Below are 23891 nucleotides of genomic sequence, written 5' to 3' on the forward strand. Positions count from 1 at the left end.
GCCTCTCCCCGCTTGCGGGGAGAGGGGCTTAAGTCCTAGCCAGCGCGATCATTACCGCTCCCGCCAGCATCACCGCCGCGCCGAGGAGGCGCCCGCCAGTCTCCTCCTTCAGCACATGGGAGCTTGCGAGCACGGTGAAGAGCGCCGAGAGGCGTTTGATGGCGATGACATAGGGCGTGAACAGGATCGTCAGCGCCCACATCTGCACCGTATTGCCGAAGGCCATGGCCGATCCCGCGAGCAGCGCGTAGCGTAGCGAGGAGAGGCGCGGCGTCTTGCGTGGACCGAGCGCCCAATAGACATTCGCGCAAAGCGCGATGACGATGGTCACCGCCGCAATCCAGATGAGCGGCGTCGAGGCCTTCACGCCGAGCTTGTCGATATTGGCGGTGACGCTCCAGATCGTGGCGGTGACGAGCATGTAGCGCGCGCCGGCGTCCCGGACGAAGACGGCGAAATTGAACCTTTTGCCGTTCGCCCGGTTGGCGTCGAGAAGGCCGACGCCGAGCACGGTGAACAGCACGCCGAACATCCCCATCGGCGGCGCCTGCTCGCCGGTCATGATCGGCGAGGTGACCAGCATCAGCACCGGCGTCAGCAGCACCAGCGGCGCGACGAGCGAGGCGTCGGAGAGGCGGAAACCCCTTATGTACAGGAAATAGGCGACGACGTTGAGAACGCCGGACCAGGCGAGGAGCTTCGTAAAGCCCGGCTGCGTCAGCGCGTCGAGCGTCGTGATCGGCGCGGCGGCGAGCCCCGGATAGACGATGAGGCAGGCGATGACGAGCAGCAGCGCGCCGGCGTTCCATTGGGCGGCGAGGATCGCGCGGTCGTCGGCATAGCGCGTCGCGGCCTTGGTGCCGAGATCGGTGGCGGATTGGCAGAGCGCGGTGACGAGCGCCGCGAGGAGAGCAAGCAGGGCGAGGTCCATGCCGTTAGGACGCGACCGCCGGGTTTCGTGCTGCTCGTTGGCTGCGCGCCTGAAGGCGCGCGGTCCAGCGCCGGTCCGGACCGCGCGCCTTCAGGCGCGCTTGTCCAAACGTATCGATCACGCTTTCACCGCCCGCACCAGCGTATCGACGCCCTCGCGATAATCGACCGTCACCGCAAAGCCGAGCGTTTCGAGCAGCCGCATCGACGGCGTGAAATACATGAGGTGTTCGGGCGATTCGTCGCTGTAGAAATGCACCACCCAATCCTCGAGGAGGTCGAGCCGGTTGATTTCCCGGAAGAGCTTGAACCAGCGGCGCACCGTCTCCTGCGTGTCCTGCAGATGCGCGGCGCGGTCGTCCATCGCATAGCGGTCGCCATTGACGAAGAGGCCGCCGGGTTTCAGCACGCGATGCACTTCGGCGAGAACCTTGGAACGGTAATCGTCGAGGAAATTGTGAATGGCGTAATTGGAGGCGACGAGGTCGAGGCTATTGTCGGGCAGCGCCTTCAGCGCGTCGAGCGCGTCGGCTTCCTGGAAGGTCACGCGGCCCGCCTTCACGTCATCCGCCAGATTTTCGCGCGCCTGATCGAGCATCGCCGCCGCGCTGTCGACGGCGGTCAGCGTGAGGGCGTCGCGCGCGGCGAGCATCAAAGTGGTGCTGATGCCGGTGCCGCAGCCGATTTCGAAACCTTTCAGCGTCTCGTCGGGCTTCCAGGCGGCGACCGTCGCGCTGAGGCGCTTGGCGAGCAGGACGTGGTTGGGGCACATCAGCCGCAGAATGTCGTATTCCGCGCCGATCTTTCCCGTGAAAAGATTGTCCTGCAGCAAGTCTTGTGAGCGTGACGACATGGCCTTCTCCGCATTCAGGCGCGCACCTTAAGGCGGTTGCGCGAGCGAGGCAATCAGCTCTGGCGCTGCCGGCCGTAGAGCCGGGCGCTCCAGTTTTCGGTCTTGCCGGTGTCGAGACGCCGCTGCGCCAGCGCGCGCCAACCCTCCGCCAGTTGCGGGAGCGCGGCCATGGCGGCGAGACCTTCGCGGTCGCGCGTGTCGCGGTAAAGCAGCCGGGAGAGGCGCGCGAGCGGCCAATCGGGGCAGGGGCGCTCGATCAGCGCGAGGGCGTCGCCCTCTTGCGCGACGCCTTCTTGCAGCACGCGATAATACCAGCCCGTGCGGCCGCTGCGCTGGACGCGCGCCGCCATGTCGCGCAGGCCGAAACGCAGATTGAGCTTGAAGCAGGGCTGGCGTCCCTGGCTCACCTGCAAGAGCGCGGAGCCAAAGCGGATGACGTCGCCGAGGCGGACGGTCTCCTCCGTCCAGCCGGACGTCGACAAGTTCTCGCCGAAGGCGCCGGGCGCGGCGAGGGCAGCGGCGTCGCCGATCTCCGCGCGCCAGGGCGCGTAATGATCGAATGCGTAGTGGTGCAGCGCTTTTTCTGGCCCGCCATGATGTTTGAGATCGGCCTGGGCGTCGCCTTCTAACCCCGTCTGGCCAATTCGCCATGGGCCGGGGGTGGGCGCTTTGACGATCGCGCTCGTCCGCCCGGCGTCGCCGAGCGGCGCGATTGCCCCGATCAAAACGAGAGGATGAGCAGGAGCGAGAGTCATGTTGGTTGGCTGCAAGGATATTTCAGGAACTCTCGGGCATAAAGGCGCATTGCCCGCGCGCCGGCAAGCGCGATTTGGGTCGTGGTTCGGGGAGGATCACATGCGAAGATCGCTCGGCCTGATTTTGCTCTTGCTGGCCGCCGCCGCGCCGGCGCGGGCCGATGTCGCCTGCCCGGTCCAGGCCTCCGGCGTTTCCGGCGTCATTGCCGATCAGAAGGATGTGATCGGCGCCGTCAATTGCCTCGGTCAGCAATTGGCGCGGCTGCGCAATGACGCGACTGTCTCCGACAGGGCGACTGCCGCCCGCATCGACGATCTTGCACGGCAGATCGCCGCGCTGCAGAGCGCCGTCAATGTTCTCGCCAAGCGGGTGGGCGCGTTGGAGGCCAATATCGTCGATAGCGAGACGCCGCTCGCCAAACGCCCGTGGTGACGGCGAGGTAAGGTAAGGGCGCCGCAAAGCAGCCATTTTTCGGCTGGACTTTTGAGCGAATCTCAATCGGGCCAACGAGGGTCTAGAGATGCGGATTTCTAGTTTATTTGCCGTCCTGGCTTTGGGCGCGGCGCTCGGCGCCTGCGAGTCGACGACGCCGGCCGAGCAGCGGGCGATGGATGACGCGCGCTGCAAATCCTACGGTTTCAAGCGCGGGACGGATGGTTTCTCCAAATGTCTTCTGGACGTCGACCTCGACCGCTCGGCCGACCGCCGGGAACGGCGGATGGAGCTCTCGACCTATCCGCGTTTCTATGGCGGATTCGGCGGCCCCTATTGGCGTTATTGGTGAGGCGCTCGTTTTACCGTCATTGCGAGCATTTTTTCGAAGTCGGGTATACCCGACTTCGCAGAAGTGCGAAGCAATCCAGAGCAGCGGTCGCGACTCTGGATTGCTTCGTCGCTTTCGCTCCTCGCAATGACGGGAATGACAGCGTCACATGCTGCCGCGGATATGTTCGCGCAGCACGGGGTAGATATGATTGTCCCAACGCCTGCCGTTGAACACCCCATAATGGCCGACGCCGGCCTGCATGTGATGTGACTTCATATAAGGGCGCAGGCCGCTGCACAGGTCTTGCGCGGCGAGCGTCTGGCCGATGGCGCAAATGTCGTCCTTCTCGCCCTCGACCGTGAGCAGGAAGGTTTTCTTGATGGCGCGGGGTTCGACCTTGCGCCCTTTGAAGGTCAGATTGCCTTCGGGCAGGGCGTATTTCTGGAAAACGGTCTCGATCGTGTGCAGATAAAAATCCGCATCGAGATCCATGATCGCGAAATATTCCTCGTAAAATGTTCGGATCTGGTCGGCCTTGGCGTGATCGCCGTCGACACGGTGCTTGAAGAGGTCGGCGAAGGCGTTCCGGTGCCGATCCATATTCATGCTCATGAAGGCCGAAAGCTGCATGAAGCCCGGATAGACGCGCCGCCCTGCGCCCGGCAGGCCATGCGGCACCTTGCTGATCATCTTCTCGCGGAACCACTCGATCGGCTTGGAGGTGGCGAACTCATTGACCTTGGTGGGCGAGATGCGGGTGTCGATCGGCCCCGCCATCAGCGTCAGGCTGGCCGGCGTATCGGGGTCCTGGTCCTGCGCCATCAGCGCCACGGCGGCGAGCGCCGGGACGGTGGGCTGGCAGACGGCCACGAGATGCGACTGTGGTCCCATAAATTTCAGGAAGTCGATGATATGCTGGACGAAATCCTCGAAGCCGAAGGTCCCCTCATGAAGCGGAACGTCGCGCGGGTTGCGCCAGTCGCTGACATAGACCTCGTGGTCGCGCAGCATGGTGCGGATCGTGCCGCGCAGGAGCGTCGCGAAATGGCCCGACATGGGCGCGAGCAGCAGCACGCGCGGCTCGCCGCTCGCGCCCTGGCGGGAAAAGCGCAGCAGGTCGCAGAAAGGGGTTGTCGCGACGACCTCCTCGACCACGGGCACCGTCTCGCCCGCGTCGGTCGTCACCTCCGCAATGCCGTAGTCCGGCCGGCGATGCGTGAAGCCGCCAAGCGCCACGAGCTCGTGATAGGCCTGAAAGCAGCGCAGGGGCGCGGCGAATTGCATCGTCCCCCAGAGGCTCAGGATGCGTTCGCTGCTTGCCGCCGCCAGGCGAATCTGGTCGGAGAGGTCGGCATAGGCCTTATAGGCGTTATACATGCGCTGGAATGAGACCCCTGGGTTTCGGTAGCATGTGGCGAGCAAGGGCTGTGCCATTGCTCGAAAAATTGGCACATGGCTTGCTCTGGGCCATTGAGTCAATGAGGAAAATCGATGCCGACCGCGACGCTTACCATCAGCAGCAAGAACTATTCGTCCTGGTCGCTTCGCGGCTGGCTGTTGATGAAGCTTTCCGGCCTTCCCTTCGAGGAGATCACGGTCGACCCCGACGACGCGACGGCGCGCGAGGAGATTCTGCTGCTCTCGCCCTCGATCCGCGTGCCCTGTCTCACCTACGGCGATTTCAGGATTTGGGACACTTTGGCGATCGGCGAGTTCCTCAATGAGATCGCGCCGGACGCCAAGCTACTGCCGGCCGATCGCCTGAGCCGGGCGCGTTGCCGCTCGATCTGCGGCGAGCTGCACTCGGGCTTCAATGCGCTGCGCTCGGCGCTGCCGATGAACCTCAAGGGGCATTTCCCGAAATTCAAAGTGTGGTCGAAGGCGCAGGGCGACGTCGCGCGCGTCGCGGAAATCTGGCGCGAGAGCATCGAGCTGCACGGCGGGCCCTATCTCTTCGGCGATCGGATTTCCATGGCGGACGCCATGTATGCGCCGGTGGTGACCCGCTTCCGCACCTATGACGTCGCGCTCGATCCTCTCTGCGAGGACTATTGCGACCGCATTCTCGCCTGGCCGGCGATGCAGGAATGGCTCGAGGCGGCGAAGCTGGAGAAGGACGAGATCGAAGAGCTCGAGGTCGAGTTCTGAAAATCCAATTTTCGGAAATCTTCTTCTCTAGGAACGTCCTGCAATAAAGGCGGTTCTTCCGGAAGCGCGAATGCGCGCCGGAGGATGCGTTATGGCGGCGAATGAGGCTCCTTCAGCAAATCCTGCGGCAGTCGAGCGGGGCAGGGCGGCGGCGACGCCGTCTGAAATCCCGTCGCGCGGCTGGAAGGATGTGCTGGCGCGCGTCTATGACGATATCAACCAGCACCGCATTCTCGCCATCGCCGCGGGCGTCACTTTCTATGCGCTGCTGGCGATCTTTCCCGCCATCGCCGCCTTTGTGGCGATCTACGGGCTCGTCGCCGACCCTTCGACGATCAGCGGTCATCTTCAGGCCCTCTCGGGCTTTCTGCCCGCCGAAGGCCTGTCGATCATCGGCGATCAAATCCGCCGCGTCGCCGCGCAGGGCGCGACAAAGCTCGGGCTCGCCTCGGTCATCGGGCTGCTGTTTTCGCTCTGGAGCGCCAATGCCGGCATGAAGGCGATCTTCGACGCGCTCAATGTCGTTTATCAGGAAGAGGAGAAGCGCGGCTTCTTCAAGCTCAACGCCATATCGCTGGGCTTCACGCTCGCAGGCATGGCGCTGCTTGCCCTTTCCCTGGGCGCCATGGTGATCTTGCCGCGCGCGCTTGAAGCGGTTGGGCTCCCCGCGCTCGAAACCTGGACTTCGTGGCTGCGCTGGCCGGCTTTGGTCATCGTCATCGCGATCGCGACCTCGGTCATCTATCGCTATGGGCCGAGCCGCGACCGGGCGCAATGGCGCTGGGTGAGCTGGGGCGCCGCTTTCGCAGCGATCTTCTGGTTGATCGCCTCGCTGCTTTTCTCTTGGTATGCGGCCAATCTGGGCAAGTTCAACGAAACCTATGGGTCGCTCGGCGCGGCCATCGGCTTTATGCTGTGGCTGTGGGTGTCGGCGATTGTGCTGCTGGTCGGCGCCGAACTCGACGCCGAGATGGAGCATCAGACGGCGAAAGACACGACAACGGGCGCGCCGCAACCCTTGGGCGAGCGCGGCGCCGTGATGGCGGATACGATTGGCCAGCCGAAGTCGTAGCCGCCGTCATTGCGAGGAGCAGAGCGACGAAGCAATCCAGAGCCCCATCGCGGCCCTGGATTGCTTCGCTTCGCTCGCAATGACGGTCGGAATGATGGCGACCCGATCGATTTAGCCCCACCAGAAAATCGCGGCGATGATCGCGTAGAGGCCGATGAGCGCCGCGCCGTCGACCATGTCGGCCTGGCCGTCGACGGTCACCACCGTCACGACCAGGACGGAAAAAAACAGCGCGACCGCCAGGATCGGCGGGACGGCGAGCGTGAAGGCCGCGCCGCCCATGGTAAAGCTCGCCAGCACCAGGACCGGCACAATGACCACCGCGACCTGAAGCGCGCTCGTCAGCACGACGCTGACCGCAAGCTCCGATTTGCCCGCCGCAGCAAGGCGCACGCCCACGACATTCTCGATCGCATTGCCAGCGATGGCGACGACGACGAGCCCCGCGAAAGTCTGGCTCAACCCGAGCGTATCGATCGCGGGCTCCAGCGCCTCGACGAACCAATCGGAGACCAGCGCCGCGCCGCCGGCGCAGACGAGCAGCACGGCGATCGCGGTCGAGAGCGGCCAGGCGTGGGCGCGCGCATGGGCCTCCGCCGGCACGGCGCGCTGGCCTTGCTCGAGCATCGATTTCGTCAGGATCGCGAAGACCAGCAGCAACACGACGGCGCAGACAACGGCAAGCTCCTGCTCATGCGACGCGGCCGCCAGATGCAGCTCGTTTGCGAGCGTCGGCAGGACCAGCGCCGAGACGGCGAGCAGCAGGAGCGAAGCGATCATGCGGGGCGTCCGGGCGTTGAATTCCAGCACGCCATGGCGCCACCCGCCCACGACAAAGGCGAGGCCCAGCACCAGCAGGACATTGGCGAGGATCGAGCCAATCAACGAGGCCTGCACCACGGTGACTAGTCCCGCTTGCAGTGAGAAGATACACACGAAAAGTTCGGGAAGACTTCCCACTGCCGATTGGATGAGCCCTGTTGTCGAGGGGCTCAAGTGATTGCCGACTTGATCCGTCGCCTCGCCGATGACATGAGCGACGCCGGCGAGCGCGAGCGCGCAGGCCAGGAAGCTGACGATCGCGCCGGCATGTAAGACATGCGTGGCGCCAGCCACGCCGACGAGCGCGGCAGAGGCGCCCATGACAATCATTTCCTGGCGATCAATTGCGGCCACCTATGCATCCTTTCAAACTTTCGCCCGTCATTGCGAGCGAAGCAATCCAGGGCGGCGATGCGGCCCTGGATTGCTTCATCGGCTCCGCCTCCTCGCAATGACGGATTTATGGGACGCATCGTGACGGCTCGGCTCGCGCCAATCAAGGGCAGTCGCGCCGACGAGACGCCGCCTGCGGCGGCTCCTCATCAAGATGAGGAAGTCTGTTCGCGCGGGACCGGGCGAAGTTGCGCCGCCCCGGCTTTTGCGCTTCGATGCAGCGAGATTTGGAGGTTCGCGATATGATGAAGTCGACGCTTGCGCGCGTTCTCCTCGCGATGACTTTATGGGGCTGGAGCCATGCGGCGGCGCAGTCGTCTCCCTTCTCGTGCACGCTGCTCGAAACAGAAGCCTTCCTTCCCGAGCTTTCGACATTCAGCGGCTATCGTTGGATCGAGTGTCGCGCCGAGGAGACCGTCGATATCGACGGCGTCGCTATCAACAACGGCAAATGCGACGCCTTTGATTACGGCTACGCCGGTCGCCGCTTCGTCGCAGGCCAGCCGATCTACATCCCTTACGCCTGCATGAGTCCGGTTACGCTGGCCATCGAAGCGAATGGCGTGATAACCAAGCAGCGTTTGCGCCAGCGCGATTTCCGCACGCCTGGAGTCACGCGCGCTTTTTGATTCGAGAAAAGTGTCTCTCAACTTTTGTCGAAAACGGGCTCTTACGAGGACGATGATGCGTTGGCTGTTCCTTTTTGTGGCTGCGGCGGTTCTCGCGGGATGTAACAGCCCTGGGTCCAGAGACGTTGCGAACGCTCAATATGCCGCCGATTCCTACGAGCAATCTTCGGCGGCCTACCGGATGTGCGCTGCGCAGAACGCAAGCGACCCGCAAAAATGCGACGCTCTGGCCCATGTGATGGAAGCCGACAAAAAGCGTTACGAAGCCACAGCTCGAAACTGAATGCGGGGCGGCGTCCGCGCATTGTACAGTTCAAGAAAACATAAAGCCGTCTCATTTGATCGGCATCTCCATCTCATGTATTTCGTGGTTTTAATTTGGCGTGAGCGCAGATTGCATGGAGAATCTGACAGGCGATCACTTTTGGCTGACCAGTTGGGCAAGCGATCCTGAAGGACGCGCCAGCTACGTCGATCCAGCCTGGTCCGAATTCACCGGTCAAAGCCTGGAGCAGGCGCGCGCGGGCTGGATCGAAGCGGTTCACCCGGAGGACCGTGAGCGAGTCGGCGCGGCTTGGACGCGTGCATTCAACGCCCGCGCGCCCTATCGCGCCGAATATCGGGTCAGGCGTTTCGATGGCGTCTACCACCGAACCTTCTCCGCGGCGGCGCCACGCTTCGACGAAAGCGGCGTTTTCCAAGGTTACGTTGGTTCTGTCGTCGACATCGAGGCGCGCCGCGCGGCGGAAGATGCGCTGCGCGAAAGCGAGGAGCGATTTCGCGCCTTGACCGAGTCTTACGCTCAGGCCGTTTGGGAAGCCGACGCCCATGGCGCAATCGTCTCCGACAGCCCGAGCTGGCGCGCTTATACGGGCCAGACGCTCGAAAATTTTCTCGGCTATGGATGGCTCGACGCCGTTCATCCCGACGATCGCGCGCATGCGGAGGAGCGGTGGCGGGAAGCCGTCGCAATGCGCGCGCCATATGACGCGGAATACCGGCTCAAATGGAACGGCGGCGGCTGGCGCTGGACCAATGTCCGCGGCGCGCCTCTGTTCGATCGCGACGGATCGGTGCGCAAATGGGTGGGCGTCAATTTCGACATCCATGCGCGCAAATTGGCGCAGGAAGCGCTGCGCGAGAGTGAAAGTTTGATGCGTCTCGCGCAGGACGCGGCGCATGCCGGCTCCTGGGAATGGAGCTCGGAAAATAATCGCGCGGTCTGGTCGAAGAATCTCTGGGCGCTTTACGGTCTCGATATCGGCGCCTGCGAAGCGTCTTTCGAAAATTGGGCGAAATCTATTCATGAAGACGACCGCGAGCGCGTGACCGCGGCGGTCCTGGCGGCGGGGCGCGCGGGCGAGGAATTCGAGCTTCAGTGGCGCGTCAATCTTCCAAGCGATCAGGCGCCCAGATGGTTGCTGTCGAGAGGCCGGCCCGTTATGGGGCCGGACGGCGCGCCGGAGCGTTACTATGGCGTCGTCCTCGACGTGTCCGAACTCAAGAACGCCGAAGAGGCGCTGCGCGCCAGCGAGCGTCGTTACCGCCTGTTGTATGAATCGCAGCGCGATCCTTTCGTGCGCGTCGCCATGGACGGCCGCATTCTGGAGGTCAACGACCTTTATCGCGACATGCTCGGTTATTCGGAAGAAGAACTGCGTGGTCTGACGTATCAAGAGCTCACGCCCGAAAAATGGCATGCGATGGAGGCCGCGATCGTCCGGGAGCAGATCCTGCCGCGCGGCTATTCGGAGGTCTACGAGAAGGAATATCGCCGCAAGGACGGAGGTGTTTTTCCCGTCGAGTTACGCACTGTTCTCTCCAAAGATGGAAATGGCGCGCCGGACGCGATGTGGGGAATTGTCCGGGACATCTCCGACCGAAAACTCTCGGAGCAAATTTTGCGCGAACGCGAAGAGCGGCTGCGCATCGCTTTGGACGCCGCAAAATTCGGCTCCTTCGCTTATTATCCGCAAAGCGGCAAGGTCGTCTGGGACGCCCAGATGAAAAGGATTTGGGGCCTCGAGCCAGACGAGGACATCCGCTTTGAAGAGGCGTTCGAGCGCATTCATCCCGCCGACCGCGCGCGCGTTCGCCAAGCGGTCGAAGCTTGCTTGAGTCCGGAATGCGCTTGCGGCTTTCAGGCCGAGTTCCGCGTCATCCTGCCGGACGGGTCGGTGAATTGGCACGGCGTCAGCGGGCGGGCCTATTTCGAGGACGGTCCCGGAGGCGAGCGCAAGCCCGTGCGCATGACGGGCGTGGAAGCGGATATTACGGACCGCAAAAATGCGGAAGAGGCGCTGCGAGACGCCGACCGGCGGAAGGATGAGCTCATCGCCATGCTGGCGCATGAGCTGCGCAATCCGCTCGTCCCTATCCACAATGGCGTTCATCTGCTGAGAGCGCGCGCGCAGAGAGGCGTCGAATCCGACCCGCAGTTGCTCGATATGATGGAGCGTCAGGTGACGCATCTTGTGCGCCTCGTCGACGATCTCCTCGAAATTTCGCGCATCGCCAGGGGGAGAATAGAGCTGCGCCGCGAGCCGACGGACATCGCAACAGTTTTGCGCAACGCTTTGGAGACGAGCCGGCCGTCGATCGAGAAAGGGCGTCACGGCGCCGCGCTTTCCACGCCGCCGGAGACATTGCTCGTTTACGGCGATCCTGTGCGGCTCACGCAGGTTTTCGCCAATATTCTGAACAATGCGGCAAAATACACCCCGGAGGGCGGACGCATCGAAATCCTTGCCGAACGCAGGGGGCGGGAAGCGGTCGTGATCGTCAGAGACAACGGCCGCGGCATGGGGCCCGAGGCGTTGTCGCATGTTTTCGAGCCTTTCGCCCAGACGGGGAACCCGTCCAACGACAGCGGCCTCGGCATTGGCCTCACCCTCGTCCGCAAGCTGGTGGAGCTGCACGGCGGCTCGATCGAAGCGGCAAGCGAAGGGCTCGGCAGAGGGAGCGTCTTTATGGTGCGCCTCCCTGTGAGCGTTTCGGCGGCGGATGCGGCGGAGCCTGCCAAGCGCGTCGAGGCCAGGGCGGCGCCGGCCGGCCGGCGCGCGCTGGTGATCGACGACGAGCGCGACGTCGCGGATACTTTGGCGATGGTGCTCGATCTGCTCGGGGCTTCGGTGCGCGTGACCTATGGCGGGCGAGACGGGCTGCGCGAAGTGACGGTCTTCGAACCGGACATCGTGTTTCTCGATCTCGGCATGCCTTTGCAGGACGGCTTCGAAACCGCGCGGTTGATACGGCAGAGCGAGATTGGCCGCAGGCTGACGCTCGTCGCGCTCACCGGCTGGGGACAGGCGGAGGATCGCGCAAAAACGCGCGAGGCCGGCTTCGACGCGCATTTGACGAAGCCAGCGTCGCTCGAGGCGCTCCGCTCCTTGTTGCAGAATTAGAGAGCTGGCGGCCGCAGCACCGCCGTCATTGCGAGGAGGCGAAGCCGACGAAACAATCCAGGGCTGCGTCGCCGCCCTGGATTGTTTCGCTTCGCTCGCAATGACGGGCTACAAATCCAAACGCGAGTTCCTCACGCGGAATATTATCAATCGATCGAGGAAATCCGGATCGGCGCCGTTACGTCCGCATAAGCCACTTTGATGCCCGCCTTCGTGACAGCCGCTTCGTCGGGATACCAGGTCGACTCATGGTCGAGCCCGCCATATTTGTTGAAGACCATCACATATTTGGCTTTCAGGTCCACTTCGCAGCGCAGCCCTTTTCCCGGCTCGCTGACCGGCCGCATTTTCCCATCCCAATCAATGAAATAGCCTTTGGGCGCATCGGCCGCTTCGGACATGCTGCGTTCCTTTCCCGACATGATTTGCCGATCAGGGGCGCGGGAAGCACGATACGGGCCAGGAAAGCGCGCTGCGGAGGCGCTCGGGCCCCCGAGCGATCAATAGGCGTTCTTGGTCGTGATCAGGGCCCAAGGCGTCGACGCGAGGATGCGCAGATCGAGCAGCATGGACCAGTTTTCGATGTAATAGAGATCATGCGCAACGCGCTGCTCGATCTTTTCGACCGTGTCGGTTTCGCCCCGCCAGCCATTGACCTGCGCCCAGCCTGTGATGCCGGGCTTCACCTTGTGGCGGGCGAAATAACCGTCGACGACTTCGTCGTAGATGTGCTCGCCAACCTTCGCCTGCATGACGTGCGGCCGCGGGCCGACGAGCGAAAGCTCGCCCCTCAGCACGTTGAAAAGCTGCGGCAGCTCGTCGAGCGAGGTGCGGCGCAGGATCGCGCCCACGCGGGTGACGCGCGGATCGCCGCGCGTGACCTGCTTCTGGCCCGAGACGTCGCATTTATCGACATACATCGATCTGAACTTGAGCACGCCGATCGGCTCATTGTTGAAGCCGTGGCGCGTCTGCTTGAAAAACACCGGCCCGCGCGAATCGAGCTTCACGGCGAGGGCGATGAGCGCGAGCAGCGGCGCGAGCAGGAAAATGCCGATCGCCGCGAGCACGCGGTCCTCGATCGCCTTGAGAGCGACGCTCGAATCCGACATCGGCTTGTCGAAGACGGGGAGGAAAGGCGTGTCGCCGATGTAATTATAGGCGCGCGAGCGCAATTTCAGCTTGCTGTTGAACGCTGCGATGCGCACGTCGATCGGCAGAACCCACAGTTTCTTGAGGATGTAAAGGATGCGCTCCTCGGCGGTCGGGGGCAAAGCGATGATGAGAAGATCGACGCGCTGCTCGCGGCAGAAGGCCTCGAGGTCGTCGAAGCGGCCGAGCTTGCGATAGCGGCCCACGGTTTCGGGCGAGCGCATTTTATCGCGATCGTCGAAAAGGCCGAGAATCTGAATGGCTGTTCCCCCGGAGCGGTCGAGCCGGTCGATGAGCTCCGCGGCGGCGTCTCCGCCGCCGACGATCACGGCGCGGCGCGCCAGACGCCCCTCTCGCGACCAGCGCCCGAGGGCGCGCGCCGTGAAAAGACGCGCCGCAGAACCGGCGGCCCAACCAAAGGCGAGCCAATAGGGAACCCAGCGACGCATTTGCTCGAGATGTGTTCCGAACAGCGCCTCGGCGACGATCAGTCCGCCGAGCGCGAGTGAGAGCGCCAATCCGACATTCGCGACTTGCGCCAGTCCATGGGAAAGGGATGCGACCGTATAGGCCCACCGCATCTTCAAAATGGCCGCGGCGCCAACTGCCACCCCGGCCAGCGCCAGAAGAAGCGCGCTGGAGCCATAGGGATCGCCGTCGAAGACAGCGAAATGGGTCATAGCGCCAATTGCGGCGACGCTGAACAGATCAAAGAGTAGAACGCCTGCGATTACAGCGGGTTGCCTGATAAGCTGATCGGGAGGGACGACCGGAGCCCGTCCGCAGGAGAGTTCGCGCCGCCCGTTTGCCAATCCGGCCAAGGAATGCGCCGTTGCCTCGCCCATCGTCTTGTTCCTTCAAGCCAAATCTCTTGGCGTCGATCATGGCGCAAAGTCGTAAACAACCCGCCACTGGGGCCGGGCTGCGGCGGCCGTGGCGTTCCGTCCGGTTTGCGCCAGCTCGATAAGGACTTTTACGACGTTCGCTTGGGCTTGCGCGTCTTCGCCTGTCTCGCCATATCCCGGCGAGGGAGGAATTGCATGGCCGTGAATCTGCTCGAGAATGCGCCCGCGCTGCGGCTGCATGCGTTGGACAGCGAAGATCTGGCGCTTCTTTCGGCGCATCTGCAGGATGCGCTGGTGCGCGTCGGCGACATTGTCTACCTCCCCGCCAAGCGCCGCTTCGCGCTCGTCGGCTCGCGCTTCGATTGGTCGGCGGAGATGGAGGGGCGGCTCGAGCGCTGTCGCTCGGGCTTGCATTTCGAGGGCGTCGAGCGGGTGCGCTGCCAGCATGTTTCGCGCGACCAGCCGGATGCGATCCTCGATCTCCTGGCCGTCACTTTCGAGCCCGGACCCGAGCCGCCGGGAGGAACCATCCGCCTGACTTTCGCCGGAGGCGCAGTGATTTGCCTCGACGTGGAGTGCGTCGAGGCGCAGCTTTGCGACATTGGACCGCGGTGGAAAACGGCGGCGCGGCCGATGCATCAAGAGGCGGCGGCGGCCTCGTCCCGCTGAGGGCGCGGCGCTCTTCAGGCGTTTCCGTTGAGATATTCAGGCGTTGTCGTGCGCTCACGCCAACTGCTGTGGCGGCGCGCAGGCGCTCTCAGGGCAGCCAAGACGCGCTCAACCATATCGAGCTGCAATGTACTGGCTCGTGCTCGACCTTTTGAAGTATAAACATCGGGTCGTGCAATTCCGCGCGACGACTGGAGTCCGAAGATGAGCATAACGCTCAAAATCGAACTCCGGTGGCGGAGATGGAAACTGACCCTTTCCATCTCCTGCTAACCCGGAGGGGGGATGGCGGGGGAGGCCCCGCCATCCTTCCCGAAGGGGAATATGCCCCCGGCGCGCAGGAAAATCAATCAGCAATCACATCTTCTCGCTCGACGCGTCGCGCAAGCGGAAATGGGCGTTTTCAAGAGCTTGAAGCCTGGCCGCTTCCCCATTGGCGCCGCCTCCCGACACGCATCAAACTTGACGAAAGCGCCCCCACAAGGTCATGACAGCCGGAAACCCCGGTTGGAGATGGAAATGACCCTGCGCCTGGACGCCGCCGCCCCCGATTTCGAACAGCGTTTCGTCTCGCTGCTCGCCATGAAGCGGGAGTCCTCCCAGGACGTCGACGCCACCGTCCGCGCCATCATCGAGGATGTCGTCGCCCGCGGCGACGAGGCGTTGATCGACTATTCCAAGCGTTTCGACCGCATTGATCTTGCGGAGACGGGCATCGCCGTCTCGGCCGCCGAGGTCGCCGCGGCGGAAGGGAAATGCTCGAAAGAGCAGCTCGCCGCGCTTGATCTCGCTCTCGAGCGCATCACCGCCTATCACGAAAAGCAGAAGCCCGAGGACACGCGCTATCGCGACCCGGCGGGCGTCGAACTCGGCTGGCGCTGGTCGCCGCTCGATTCGGTCGGGCTCTATGTGCCGGGCGGCACGGCGGCCTATCCGTCATCCGTGCTGATGAATGTCGTGCCCGCCAAGGTCGCCGGCGTGAAGCGCATCGTGATGGTCGTGCCGACGCCGGGCGGCCATGTCGAGCCGCTGGTGCTCGCCGCCGCCAAGCGCTCGGGGATCAATGAAATCTACCGCGTCGGCGGCGCGCAGGCGGTCGCGGCGCTCGCCTATGGCACCAAGACCATTGCGCCGGTCGCCAAGATCGTCGGCCCCGGCAACGCCTGGGTGGCCGCCGCCAAGCGCCGCGTCTTCGGCCAGGTCGGCATCGACATGATTGCCGGCCCCTCGGAAGTGCTGGTGCTCGCCGACAAGACAGCCAATCCCGATTGGATCGCCGCCGATCTGCTGGCGCAGGCCGAGCATGACGAATCCGCCCAATCCATCCTCATAACCGACAGCGTCGAGATCGCCGACGCGACCGTCGCGGCGGTCGAGCGGCATCTTTCGACGCTTTCGCGCGTCGAGATCGCAGCTAAGTCCTGGCGCGACTATGGCGCGGTGATCCTGGTGAAGAAGCTCTCCGATTCGCTGCCGCTCGCCGACCGCATCGCCGCGGAACATCTGGAGATCATCTCCGAGGACGCCGAGGCGCTGGCCGCGCGCGTCTCCAACGCCGGCGCCATTTTCATCGGCGCCTATACGCCGGAGGCGGTGGGCGATTATGTCGGCGGCAGCAATCACGTCCTGCCGACGGCGCGCTCGGCGCGATTCTCGTCGGGCCTCAGCGTGCTCGATTTCGTGAAGCGCACCTCGATCCTGAAATGCGACGCCGAGTCGCTGCGCGCCATCGGCGGCGCGGCGGTGACGCTGGGTGACGCCGAAGGGCTCACGGCCCATGCCCGTTCGGTCTCGATCCGTTTGAATTCTCTAGGGGCTTAAACGGGTGGACGCGAGCGCGCAGAACCGGCTGATCTCAGTCACGCTCGATGAGAATTCGATCGGGCGCGGCTCCGCCGATCAGGAGCATGAGCGCGCCATCGCGGTTTACGATCTGATCGAGGACAACAGCTTCGCGCTCGTCGGCTATGCCGGCGGGCCCTATGCGCTCAATATCTCTTTGATGGACGCCAAGCTCGTCTTCGATATTCGAGACCAAAACGGAAACGTCGTGGTCACGCATATTCTGTCGCTGACGCCCTTCCGGCGCATCCTCAAAGATTATTTCTTCATTTGCGAAAGCTATTACGCCGCCATCCGCACGGCGACGCCGAGCCGGATCGAAGCGATCGACATGGGCCGGCGCGGCCTGCACAACGAAGGCGCGCAACTGCTTGCCGAGCGTTTGAAGGGAAAAATCGAAACCGACGCGGACACGTCGCGCCGCCTCTTCACGCTGATCACGGCCCTGCACTGGAAGGGCTGAGGCGGATGGCAGCATTTTCCGCCGAAGCACAGGCCGGTTCGGCGATGAAAATCGGGTAGCGACATGGCGCGCCCGCAATCCGTCCTTTTCGCCTGCACGTTGAATACGGTTCGCTCGCCCATGGCGGAAGCGATCGCGCGGCATTATTTCGGCCGCGAGATCTATTTCGCCTCCGCCGGGATCAAGCGCGGCGAGGCCGATCCCTTCGCCGTGGCGGCAATGGAGGAGATCGGCGTCGACATGAGCCGTCACAAGCCGCATACTTTCGAGGATCTGGAAGACTCGAACTTCGACCTCATCGTCACGCTGTCTCCGGAAGCGCATCACAGAGCGTTGGAGTTCACCCGCGCCATGGCGGTCGACGTCGTCTATTGGCCGACGCCGGACGCCACGGCGGCGCAGGGGTCGCGGGAGGCGATCCTGTCGGCCTATCGCGACGTGCGCGACCGGCTGACGGCGCGGATCAAGACGCTGCTCGGGCGGGGGCCGACGGGGGCTTAAGGGTTGGTTGTGTTCCCGGCGCAACCATTGTCGGCGTTGCTCTGGATCCCCGATCAGGCCTTCGGCCTGTCGGGGATGACAGGCTGCGTCAGCGTCGCTCTACTTGAATGGTCGAAGAGGGCGCTAAGGGGGCGTCTGTCATTCCCGGCGCGCGAAGCGCGACCGGGAATCCAGAGCCGAGATAGCTCGGCTGCATTCATTTGACCCAGCCGAAGAGGGCGGCGATGAGAACCCATTGGCAGGCCCAGCCGATCAGAAACATCGGCGCGCGCGCCCACGGCAGGCCGACAACGTAGATCAAATAATGGGCGATGCGGACGGCGAAATAGACCGCCGCAGCTAGCGCCGAGGCGGATGTCGTATGGCCGGTTATTTGAATGGCGGTCGCGAGCAGGCCGAAGACGGCGAGATTCTCGATGGCGTTGGCGTGGGCGCGGATCGAGCGCTGCGCCCAGGGCGCCTGTGTCGGCGCATCGTGCAGCGGATCGCGGAAGCCGCCGACGAGGCCCATTTCGAGCAGGCGCTGCGCCACATGCGGCGCCCAGAGCAGGGAAGTGAAAGCCGCCGTTAGAATGGCATAGTGAAATTCGGGAGTCATCGCGTCGGTCATGGTCTTCTCCTTCGAGACGTCAGGGCCGCGACGCTAACGACAGTATAGATCGCTGTGAAGAACGCAGTAATATCGCCAATAGGCAGGAATGCCGCCCATAGGGCAAAATAGGATACCATGCGCAAGCAACGTCACCCGCAATACGACCAATGCCCCATCGAGGCGGCGATGGACATCATCGGCGGCAAATGGAAGGGCTCGATCCTCTTCCTCCTGCTCGACGACAAGAAGCGCTTCAGCGATTTCCAAAAGCGCCTGACCAAGATCACCCAGCGCACGCTCACCCAGCAACTACGCGATCTCGAACGCGACGGCATGGTGTCGCGCGAGATTTTCCCGCAAGTGCCGCCGCGTGTGGAATACAGCCTCACGGAAAAAGGCCGCACGCTCGCGCCGCTGCTGATCGAGCTGAAGAAGTGGGGCGAAGCGAATGCGCTTCCTGCAGAAGGCGAGGAAGTCCAGGAGGGTTACGCGTCAACGCGTTGTTTGCCGTAACCAACGCTGGTTCGGCGCGCGCCTTACTTCTTCATCTTCGAGCAGAAGCGCTGCGCCAGCGCCAGCAGCTTGCGGTCGGTTCCGCGCCGCCCGACAAAGGAAAGCGCCACTGGCGCGTCAGTGGTGGGCAATGGCAGGCTGATCTGTGGCAGGCCGAAATAGCTCGCGATGAGGAAGAGCCGCATCATCTGGTAGCGCTTGGCGTCGAGCTGCTCCTCGCTTTCGGTGAGCAGCGGCGAACGGAAGGGCGTTGTCGGCATGACGAGAAAGCCTTTGTCGCCGAATAGCGCCTCGATGCGCTTCTTCGCCTCCTCGCGAAAGGCCAGCGCCGCATTTTTCTGTTCGAGCGTGACTTTGGACGCGATGGCGAAGCGCTCCTCGACGCCTTTGCTGAATGTCGGATGATGCGCCGCGATCCACGCCCCATGCGAGGCCCAGGCCTCATGCGCCTGCAGATTGCGGAAATGCGCAAGAGCCGTCTTGAAGAAATCCTCGTCCAGCCGACCTTCGCGCCACGGCCCGCTTTTCAACATATCGACGGCGGCCGCCGCGGCGGCGGCCAGTTCGGTTTCGACGCCATGAAAAGCGTCGCCGAGAAACACCGCCTCTTCCAACACGCCCTGATCCGTATCTTCGGGCAGCAGCACTTTGCCGACCTCCGCCATTCGAGCGAGGTCGCGCGCGAACCAGCCGATAACGTCGAGCGAGGGCGCCAGCGGCACGACGCCCGCCATGGGAATCGCGCCATGCGAGGGGCGAAAACCGAAGACGCCGCAGAAGGCCGCGGGCGCGCGGCAGGAGCCGGCCGTATCCGTGCCGATGGCGAAATTGACGAGAGCGGCCGCCACCGCGACGGCGGAGCCCGAGGAGGAGCCGCCCGGATGCCTGTCCGGCGCCGCGGGGTTTATCGGGGCGCCGAAATGCGGATTGGCGCCGAGCAGGCTATAGGCCATCTCGTCCATATGGGTCTTGCCCACGAGACATGCGCCGGCGGCGAGCAGCCTGTCCACCACCGCGGCGTTGGCCGGCGCCGGCGCATGAGTGGTCGCCCATTGCGGATGGCCATTGGTCGACACCTGGCCTTTGACGTCGATGTTCTCCTTGACGACGAAGGTCGCGCCCGATAGGGGACCAGCCCCCCCTGCGCCTTCGTTGAGGACGACCGACAACGCCCCGACATCGACTTTCATCCGGCGCCCTTTCCCGCTGAACCTTGGTTTCGCGTCATTCCGGTCGAAAGCGGGTCTTTGGACGTGACGCCTAGAGAGGAACGGCGCCGGCGAGAATCTTCTCGTAAAGCGCCAAATCCAAGGCGGCATATATAGATCGCTCGGAAGACGCGAAAAAGACAGGCGCGCCGATCTTGCGCGGATCGAACCCCTCGGCGGCAAGCGCGCCTTTGCGGTGCTTGAATGTCTCCGTGACCTGCAATCCATGCGACAGGCGCAGGAAGAGCGGACGCGCATAGGCGGGCAGTTGCGCCGACAGATGCGCATAGAGGCCCGCTATATCGAAGCTCTCGTTCGCCACGATCGCCGCCATGCCGGCGCGGCCATCGCGGCGGGGGACTTCCACCCCATAAACGGTGACGTCGATGACTCCGGGGTAGGCGGCGATCGCCTGCGCGACCTCGGCGGTCGCAACATTCTCGCCTTTCCAGCGGAAAGTGTCGCCGACGCGGTCGACGAAATAGAAGAAGCCACGCGCGTCGCGGCGCATGAGATCGCCGCTGCGCATCCACGCGTCTCCGGGCGCGAAGACGTCACGCAGGATTTTCTTTTCCGAAGCGGCGCGGTCGAGATAGCCCTCGAAATCATTGACGATGCGCGCAATGGCTTCGCCGGGTTCATCCGGGCCGCAGGCGATGCAGAAGCCTTCCGCATTGCGCAGCGGCGCGTCCGTCTCGGCGTCGTATCGCACGAGCTGGATCGTCCGGCTCGCGGCGAGGAAGGAGGGGATGCGGCCGATGGCGCCCGGTTCGCCTTCGACATTGTAGAGCGAGAAATTGCTTTCCGTCGCCGCATAGAATTCGAGAATGCGCGGAATGGCGAAGCGCTTCTGGAACACCGGCCAGACTTCCGGTCGCAGGCCATTGCCGACGACGAGGCGCAGCCGATGTTTCGTCTCCGCTTCGCAGGGCGCCGCATGGGCGAGGTAGCGGCAAAGCTCGCCAATATATTGGAAGAGCGTGCAGCCATGTTCGACGACGTCGGTCCAAAAGGCGCTGGCCGAGAAACGCTCGCGCAGCACGACGGAGCCGCCGCCCAGCAGCGTGGCCCAGATGGCGACGACGCCGCCGACCGAGTGATAGAGCGGCAGGCAAACATACATTCTGTCGTCAGGCGTCACGTCGAGCAGACCGCAAAACCATAACGCCCAATTCATGATGCGACGATGCGAGACGATCGCCGCCTTCGGCAGGCCGGTGGTGCCGGAGGTGTAGATGTAGAGCGCAGGGTCAGAAAGCGTGGGCAGCGCGGCCGCGTCGAGATCAAGGGCCGCGCGCGATTGCGCGGCGAGCGCGCTTTCGAGCGAGTCGTCGCAACGGACGAGCTCGCCTTCGTCGCCTACCGCTTCTGCGCATTTGGGGTAATTGGCGACCGAAGCCAGGATCAGGCGCGGCGAAGCGATCCGGATGCAATGCGCCAATGCGGTCCCGGCAAGATGATGATTGATGAGCGCGACCACGACGCCGATGCGCGTGAGCCCGAGCCAGATGGCGACGTAATCGGGCCGGCTCTCCATGACGAGCGCGACGGCGTCGCCCTTGCGCAGCCCACGCGCCTGCGCCCAGCGGGCGTAGCGGCCCGAACGCTCGGATAATTCGCGAAAGCTGAACCAGCCGCCGCCGAAAAGGATCGCCGGCGCGTCGCCGCGCATCTGCGCAATTTCATCGAAGGCGACCGCAAGCGTGCGGCCGGGATCGCGCTCGATTGATGCGGATAGTTTCAGCGCCCGCAGCCAATCCTTGCTCACCGAGCGTCCCGCGCCTTCGGTGTGCTCGCTTCTGGAAGGCCCTCGCTCCACACTATGCGCCGTCATCTCTCGTCGTCGCCTGGAAGAATGGTTAATGCGCGGTCGTCGCGCCGTCCTTTGTGAACCTATCGGAAATTCCCTGCCAAATCTCTACAAATGCGGATGAACCTTGTTAAGCCTACCAGCCGCTTTTCGTCGCTGCGCCCGCAAAAACCGCATAAATCTTTAGGCGTTTTCCCTGCAAAGACGGCTCAGCTTCGCCCTTTCAACGATGCGGGCGGGCGCGCTGCAGGAGGCAGATCCAATGCGGAACGAAACGATAGCGGTGCATGGCGGCTATGACGGCGATCCGACGACGCGCGCCGTCGCCGTGCCGATCTATCAGACCGTCGCCTATGAGTTCGACAGCGCCGATCACGCGGCGGCGCTCTTCGACCTCGAAGAGGAAGGCTTCCGCTACAGCCGCATCGCCAATCCGACCGTCGCCGTGCTCGAGAAGCGCGTTGCGCAGCTCGAGGGCGGGATTGGCGCCTTGGCGGTGTCGACGGGGCAGGCGGCGCTCTATTACGCCTTCGCCAATGTCGCCGATAGCGGCGGCAATATCGTCGCCGCGCCCACACTTTACGGCACGACGCATACGCTGCTTCAGCATGTGATGGCGCGCCAGGGCGTGAAGGTCCGCTTTGCCGCGAGCGACTCTGCGAGCGACATGGCGGCGGCGATCGACGCCGACACAAAAGCGGTCTTCTGCGAGACCGTCGGCAACCCCGCCGGCAATATTTGCGACATCGCGGCGATTGCAGAGGCCGCGCACGCCCATGGCGTTCCGCTCATCGTCGATAATACGGTGGCGACGCCGATCCTGTGGCGGCCCATCGAACATGGCGCCGACATCGTCGTTCACTCCATGACGAAATTCATGGGCGGCCACGGCGCGACGCTCGGCGGGATCATCGTCGACAGCGGGCGTTTTCCCTGGCGCAAATACCCCGAGCGGTTCCCGACCTTCAACGAGCCGGACGTTTCCTATCATGGCCTCGTCTATGTCGACCGCTTCGGCGACAGCGCCTTTATCGCCCGCGCGCGCAGCGTGTATCAGCGCACGACCGGGGCGGTGTTGGCGCCGCTGAACGCTTTCCTACTGTTGCAGGGATTGGAAACGGTGGCGTTGCGCGTCGAGCGCCATGTCGAGAACGCACAAAAGGTCGCGGCGTTTTTGCGTGACGATCCGCGCGTCGCCTGGGTGAATTACGCGGGGCTCCCGGAGAGTCCCTATTATCCGCTCGCGCAGAAATATTTGGGCGGCCGCGCCCCATCGCTCCTCACTTTCGGCGTGAAGGGCGGGCTCGAGGCCGGCAAGCGCGTCTATGACTCGCTGCGCATCATCAAGCGCCTCGTGAATATTGGCGACGCCAAGTCGCTCGCCTGCCATCCCGCGTCGACGACGCACCGCCAGATGACGCCGGCCGAGCAGGAAAAGGCGGGTGTCTTGCCGGAGATGCTGCGCATCAGCGTCGGCATCGAGCATGTTGACGACATCATCGCGGATCTCGGCAGCGCGCTTGCCGCAGCGAATGGCGCCTTCGCCGAGGCGGCGGAATGACGCTGCATCCTTTACGCGCGCGCGATGCGTTGGAAATCGCGTTCGTGAACAACATGCCCGACCAGGCGCTCGCGGCGACGCGGGCGCAATTCGAGCGCCTCGTGCGCGCGGGCGCCGAGGGACGCGAGATTCGCTGGCGCTGCTATACGCTGCCGGGCCTGGAGCGCAGCGAAACGGCGCGCCGCTATTTGGCGCGCGATCACGAAGGCATTGAGGCGTTGTATCGGCGCGGCGCCGATGCGCTGATCGTCTCGGGCAGCGAGCCCCGCGCCGCCCGTCTCGATCACGAGCCTTATTGGCCGCAGCTCCAGACGCTCGCCGATTGGGCGCGCACGCACACTTTTTCGACTCTCTGGTCCTGCCTCGCGGCCCATGCCGCGACGCTTCATCTTGCCGGGATCGAGCGCCGACGCATGGCCAAAAAGGTCAGCGGCGTTTATTCCTTTCGGCGTCTCGGCGAGGATTGGACCGGGGAAAGAACCGGCGGCGCGATGTTGACGCCGCATTCACGCTACAACGCGCTCGACGCCGAAGCGCTTGCGCGCCATGGGTTCAAGATCGCCGCATGGTCGCCGGACGTCGGCGTCGATATGTTCTGGCGTGAAGAGCCGAGCCTTTTCGTCTTCCTTCAGGGGCATCCGGAATATGAGGCGGAGACGCTGCTCAAGGAGTATCGCCGCGACGCGCTGCGCTATCTTTCAGGCGAACGCGTCGACTATCCGGATCAGCCCGAGAATTATTTCAGCGCCGAGACGTCGCAGAGGCTGAGGCAGTTACGTAGCCGCGTGCTCGAAAGGACGGAGCGCCATGCTGAACAGGCTCTGGCGGAAACTCTTTCCCCCGAGAAATGCGCTCGGCCCTGGGCCGATGATGCGGCGCGACTTTATCGCGCCTGGATCAGGAATGTATCGGACAGGATCGAAGCCTTGCGCCACAGCGCCTGACGGCGAGGCGGCGCCTTG

At 63.8% G+C, this 23891-nt stretch carries 23 protein-coding genes; 13 read left to right on the forward strand and 10 right to left on the reverse strand.

The genetic code is table 11. The features are described 5' to 3' along the window. Positions 1-28: 28 nt before the first annotated feature. From QMG84_RS06565 to QMG84_RS06575, 3 genes are all read right to left on the reverse strand, one after another. A complete protein-coding gene (locus tag QMG84_RS06565; protein WP_281931276.1) occupies positions 29-931 on the reverse strand; it encodes a DMT family transporter in 903 nt (300 codons plus the stop codon). A gap of 117 nt (positions 932-1048) precedes the next feature. Continuing rightward, positions 1049-1783: a class I SAM-dependent methyltransferase gene (locus QMG84_RS06570; RefSeq protein WP_281931277.1), complete on the reverse strand. Its 735-nt coding sequence runs from the start codon at positions 1781-1783 to the stop codon at positions 1049-1051. A gap of 53 nt (positions 1784-1836) precedes the next feature. Then, entirely contained in the window at positions 1837-2538 is a 702-nt protein-coding gene (locus QMG84_RS06575; protein WP_281931279.1) for an MOSC domain-containing protein, read from the reverse strand. A gap of 100 nt (positions 2539-2638) precedes the next feature. Here QMG84_RS06575 and QMG84_RS06580 point away from each other — a divergent pair, with 100 nt between their 5' ends. Then, on the forward strand, positions 2639-2971 hold the full coding sequence (locus QMG84_RS06580; protein ID WP_281931280.1) for a hypothetical protein: 333 nt from the start codon (positions 2639-2641) through the stop codon (positions 2969-2971). A gap of 88 nt (positions 2972-3059) precedes the next feature. After that, a complete protein-coding gene (locus QMG84_RS06585; RefSeq protein ID WP_281931282.1) occupies positions 3060-3323 on the forward strand; it encodes a hypothetical protein in 264 nt (87 codons plus the stop codon). Positions 3324-3467: 144 nt separating this feature from the next. Here QMG84_RS06585 and QMG84_RS06590 read toward each other — a convergent pair whose 3' ends face one another. Then, complete coding sequence (locus tag QMG84_RS06590) at positions 3468-4682, reverse strand: polyhydroxyalkanoate depolymerase (RefSeq protein WP_281931284.1); 1215 nt, start codon at positions 4680-4682, stop codon at positions 3468-3470. A gap of 114 nt (positions 4683-4796) precedes the next feature. Here QMG84_RS06590 and QMG84_RS06595 point away from each other — a divergent pair, with 114 nt between their 5' ends. Both QMG84_RS06595 and QMG84_RS06600 read left to right on the forward strand, forming a co-directional pair. After that, complete coding sequence (locus QMG84_RS06595; RefSeq protein ID WP_281931285.1) at positions 4797-5453, forward strand: glutathione S-transferase family protein; 657 nt, start codon at positions 4797-4799, stop codon at positions 5451-5453. Between the two features lie 91 nt (positions 5454-5544). After that, positions 5545-6525, forward strand: a complete 981-nt coding sequence (locus QMG84_RS06600) for a YihY/virulence factor BrkB family protein (RefSeq protein WP_281931287.1) — start codon at positions 5545-5547, stop codon at positions 6523-6525. A gap of 111 nt (positions 6526-6636) precedes the next feature. On the opposite strand, the gene QMG84_RS06605 is transcribed toward QMG84_RS06600, so the two are convergent. Next, positions 6637-7668 carry a calcium:cation antiporter family protein gene (locus QMG84_RS06605; protein WP_281931289.1) on the reverse strand — a complete coding sequence of 344 codons (1032 nt, stop codon included), beginning with the start codon at positions 7666-7668 and terminating at the stop codon, positions 6637-6639. 314 nt (positions 7669-7982) lie between these two features. On the opposite strand from QMG84_RS06605, the gene QMG84_RS06610 reads away from it, so the two are divergent. Further along, positions 7983-8369, forward strand: a complete 387-nt coding sequence (locus QMG84_RS06610; protein ID WP_281931291.1) for a hypothetical protein — start codon at positions 7983-7985, stop codon at positions 8367-8369. Between the two features lie 398 nt (positions 8370-8767). Continuing rightward, entirely contained in the window at positions 8768-11773 is a 3006-nt protein-coding gene (locus QMG84_RS06615) for a hybrid sensor histidine kinase/response regulator (RefSeq protein WP_281931293.1), read from the forward strand. A gap of 146 nt (positions 11774-11919) precedes the next feature. On the opposite strand, the gene QMG84_RS06620 is transcribed toward QMG84_RS06615, so the two are convergent. After that, positions 11920-12174 carry a hypothetical protein gene (locus tag QMG84_RS06620; protein WP_165047983.1) on the reverse strand — a complete coding sequence of 85 codons (255 nt, stop codon included), beginning with the start codon at positions 12172-12174 and terminating at the stop codon, positions 11920-11922. Between the two features lie 99 nt (positions 12175-12273). Continuing rightward, positions 12274-13605 (reverse strand): undecaprenyl-phosphate glucose phosphotransferase, encoded by a 1332-nt coding sequence (locus QMG84_RS06625; RefSeq protein WP_281931294.1) that lies wholly within the window; start codon positions 13603-13605, stop codon positions 12274-12276. Positions 13606-13965: 360 nt separating this feature from the next. On the opposite strand from QMG84_RS06625, the gene QMG84_RS06630 reads away from it, so the two are divergent. From QMG84_RS06630 to QMG84_RS06645, 4 genes are all read left to right on the forward strand, one after another. Beyond that, positions 13966-14439: a DUF2948 family protein gene (locus QMG84_RS06630; protein ID WP_202073764.1), complete on the forward strand. Its 474-nt coding sequence runs from the start codon at positions 13966-13968 to the stop codon at positions 14437-14439. Positions 14440-14958: 519 nt separating this feature from the next. After that, on the forward strand, positions 14959-16260 hold the full coding sequence (gene hisD / locus QMG84_RS06635; RefSeq protein WP_281931296.1) for a histidinol dehydrogenase: 1302 nt from the start codon (positions 14959-14961) through the stop codon (positions 16258-16260). Between the two features lie 4 nt (positions 16261-16264). Beyond that, positions 16265-16744 carry a UPF0262 family protein gene (locus QMG84_RS06640; protein WP_202073762.1) on the forward strand — a complete coding sequence of 160 codons (480 nt, stop codon included), beginning with the start codon at positions 16265-16267 and terminating at the stop codon, positions 16742-16744. A gap of 63 nt (positions 16745-16807) precedes the next feature. Continuing rightward, entirely contained in the window at positions 16808-17245 is a 438-nt protein-coding gene (locus tag QMG84_RS06645) for an arsenate-mycothiol transferase ArsC (protein WP_281931299.1), read from the forward strand. A 196-nt stretch (positions 17246-17441) separates the two neighbouring features. Here QMG84_RS06645 and QMG84_RS06650 read toward each other — a convergent pair whose 3' ends face one another. Further along, a complete protein-coding gene (locus tag QMG84_RS06650; RefSeq protein WP_281931301.1) occupies positions 17442-17855 on the reverse strand; it encodes an MAPEG family protein in 414 nt (137 codons plus the stop codon). A 117-nt stretch (positions 17856-17972) separates the two neighbouring features. Between QMG84_RS06650 and QMG84_RS06655 the strand changes: the two genes are divergently transcribed. Further along, positions 17973-18350 carry a winged helix-turn-helix transcriptional regulator gene (locus tag QMG84_RS06655; RefSeq protein WP_281931303.1) on the forward strand — a complete coding sequence of 126 codons (378 nt, stop codon included), beginning with the start codon at positions 17973-17975 and terminating at the stop codon, positions 18348-18350. 23 nt (positions 18351-18373) lie between these two features. Here QMG84_RS06655 and QMG84_RS06660 read toward each other — a convergent pair whose 3' ends face one another. Next, positions 18374-19540, reverse strand: a complete 1167-nt coding sequence (locus QMG84_RS06660; RefSeq protein WP_281931304.1) for an amidase — start codon at positions 19538-19540, stop codon at positions 18374-18376. A gap of 70 nt (positions 19541-19610) precedes the next feature. Then, on the reverse strand, positions 19611-21392 hold the full coding sequence (locus QMG84_RS06665) for a long-chain-acyl-CoA synthetase (protein WP_281931306.1): 1782 nt from the start codon (positions 21390-21392) through the stop codon (positions 19611-19613). 238 nt (positions 21393-21630) lie between these two features. Here QMG84_RS06665 and QMG84_RS06670 point away from each other — a divergent pair, with 238 nt between their 5' ends. Together QMG84_RS06670 and QMG84_RS06675 are read left to right on the forward strand one after the other, a co-directional pair. Further along, complete coding sequence (locus tag QMG84_RS06670; protein WP_281931309.1) at positions 21631-22929, forward strand: O-acetylhomoserine aminocarboxypropyltransferase/cysteine synthase family protein; 1299 nt, start codon at positions 21631-21633, stop codon at positions 22927-22929. Further along, positions 22926-23873, forward strand: a complete 948-nt coding sequence (locus QMG84_RS06675) for a homoserine O-acetyltransferase/O-succinyltransferase family protein (protein WP_281931310.1) — start codon at positions 22926-22928, stop codon at positions 23871-23873. Before QMG84_RS06670 ends, QMG84_RS06675 begins: the two co-directional genes overlap by 4 nt. The last annotated feature ends 18 nt before the right edge of the window (positions 23874-23891 follow it).

The sequence above is a fragment of the Methylocystis iwaonis genome, from assembly GCF_027925385.1.
GTDB lineage: Bacteria > Pseudomonadota > Alphaproteobacteria > Rhizobiales > Beijerinckiaceae > Methylocystis > Methylocystis iwaonis.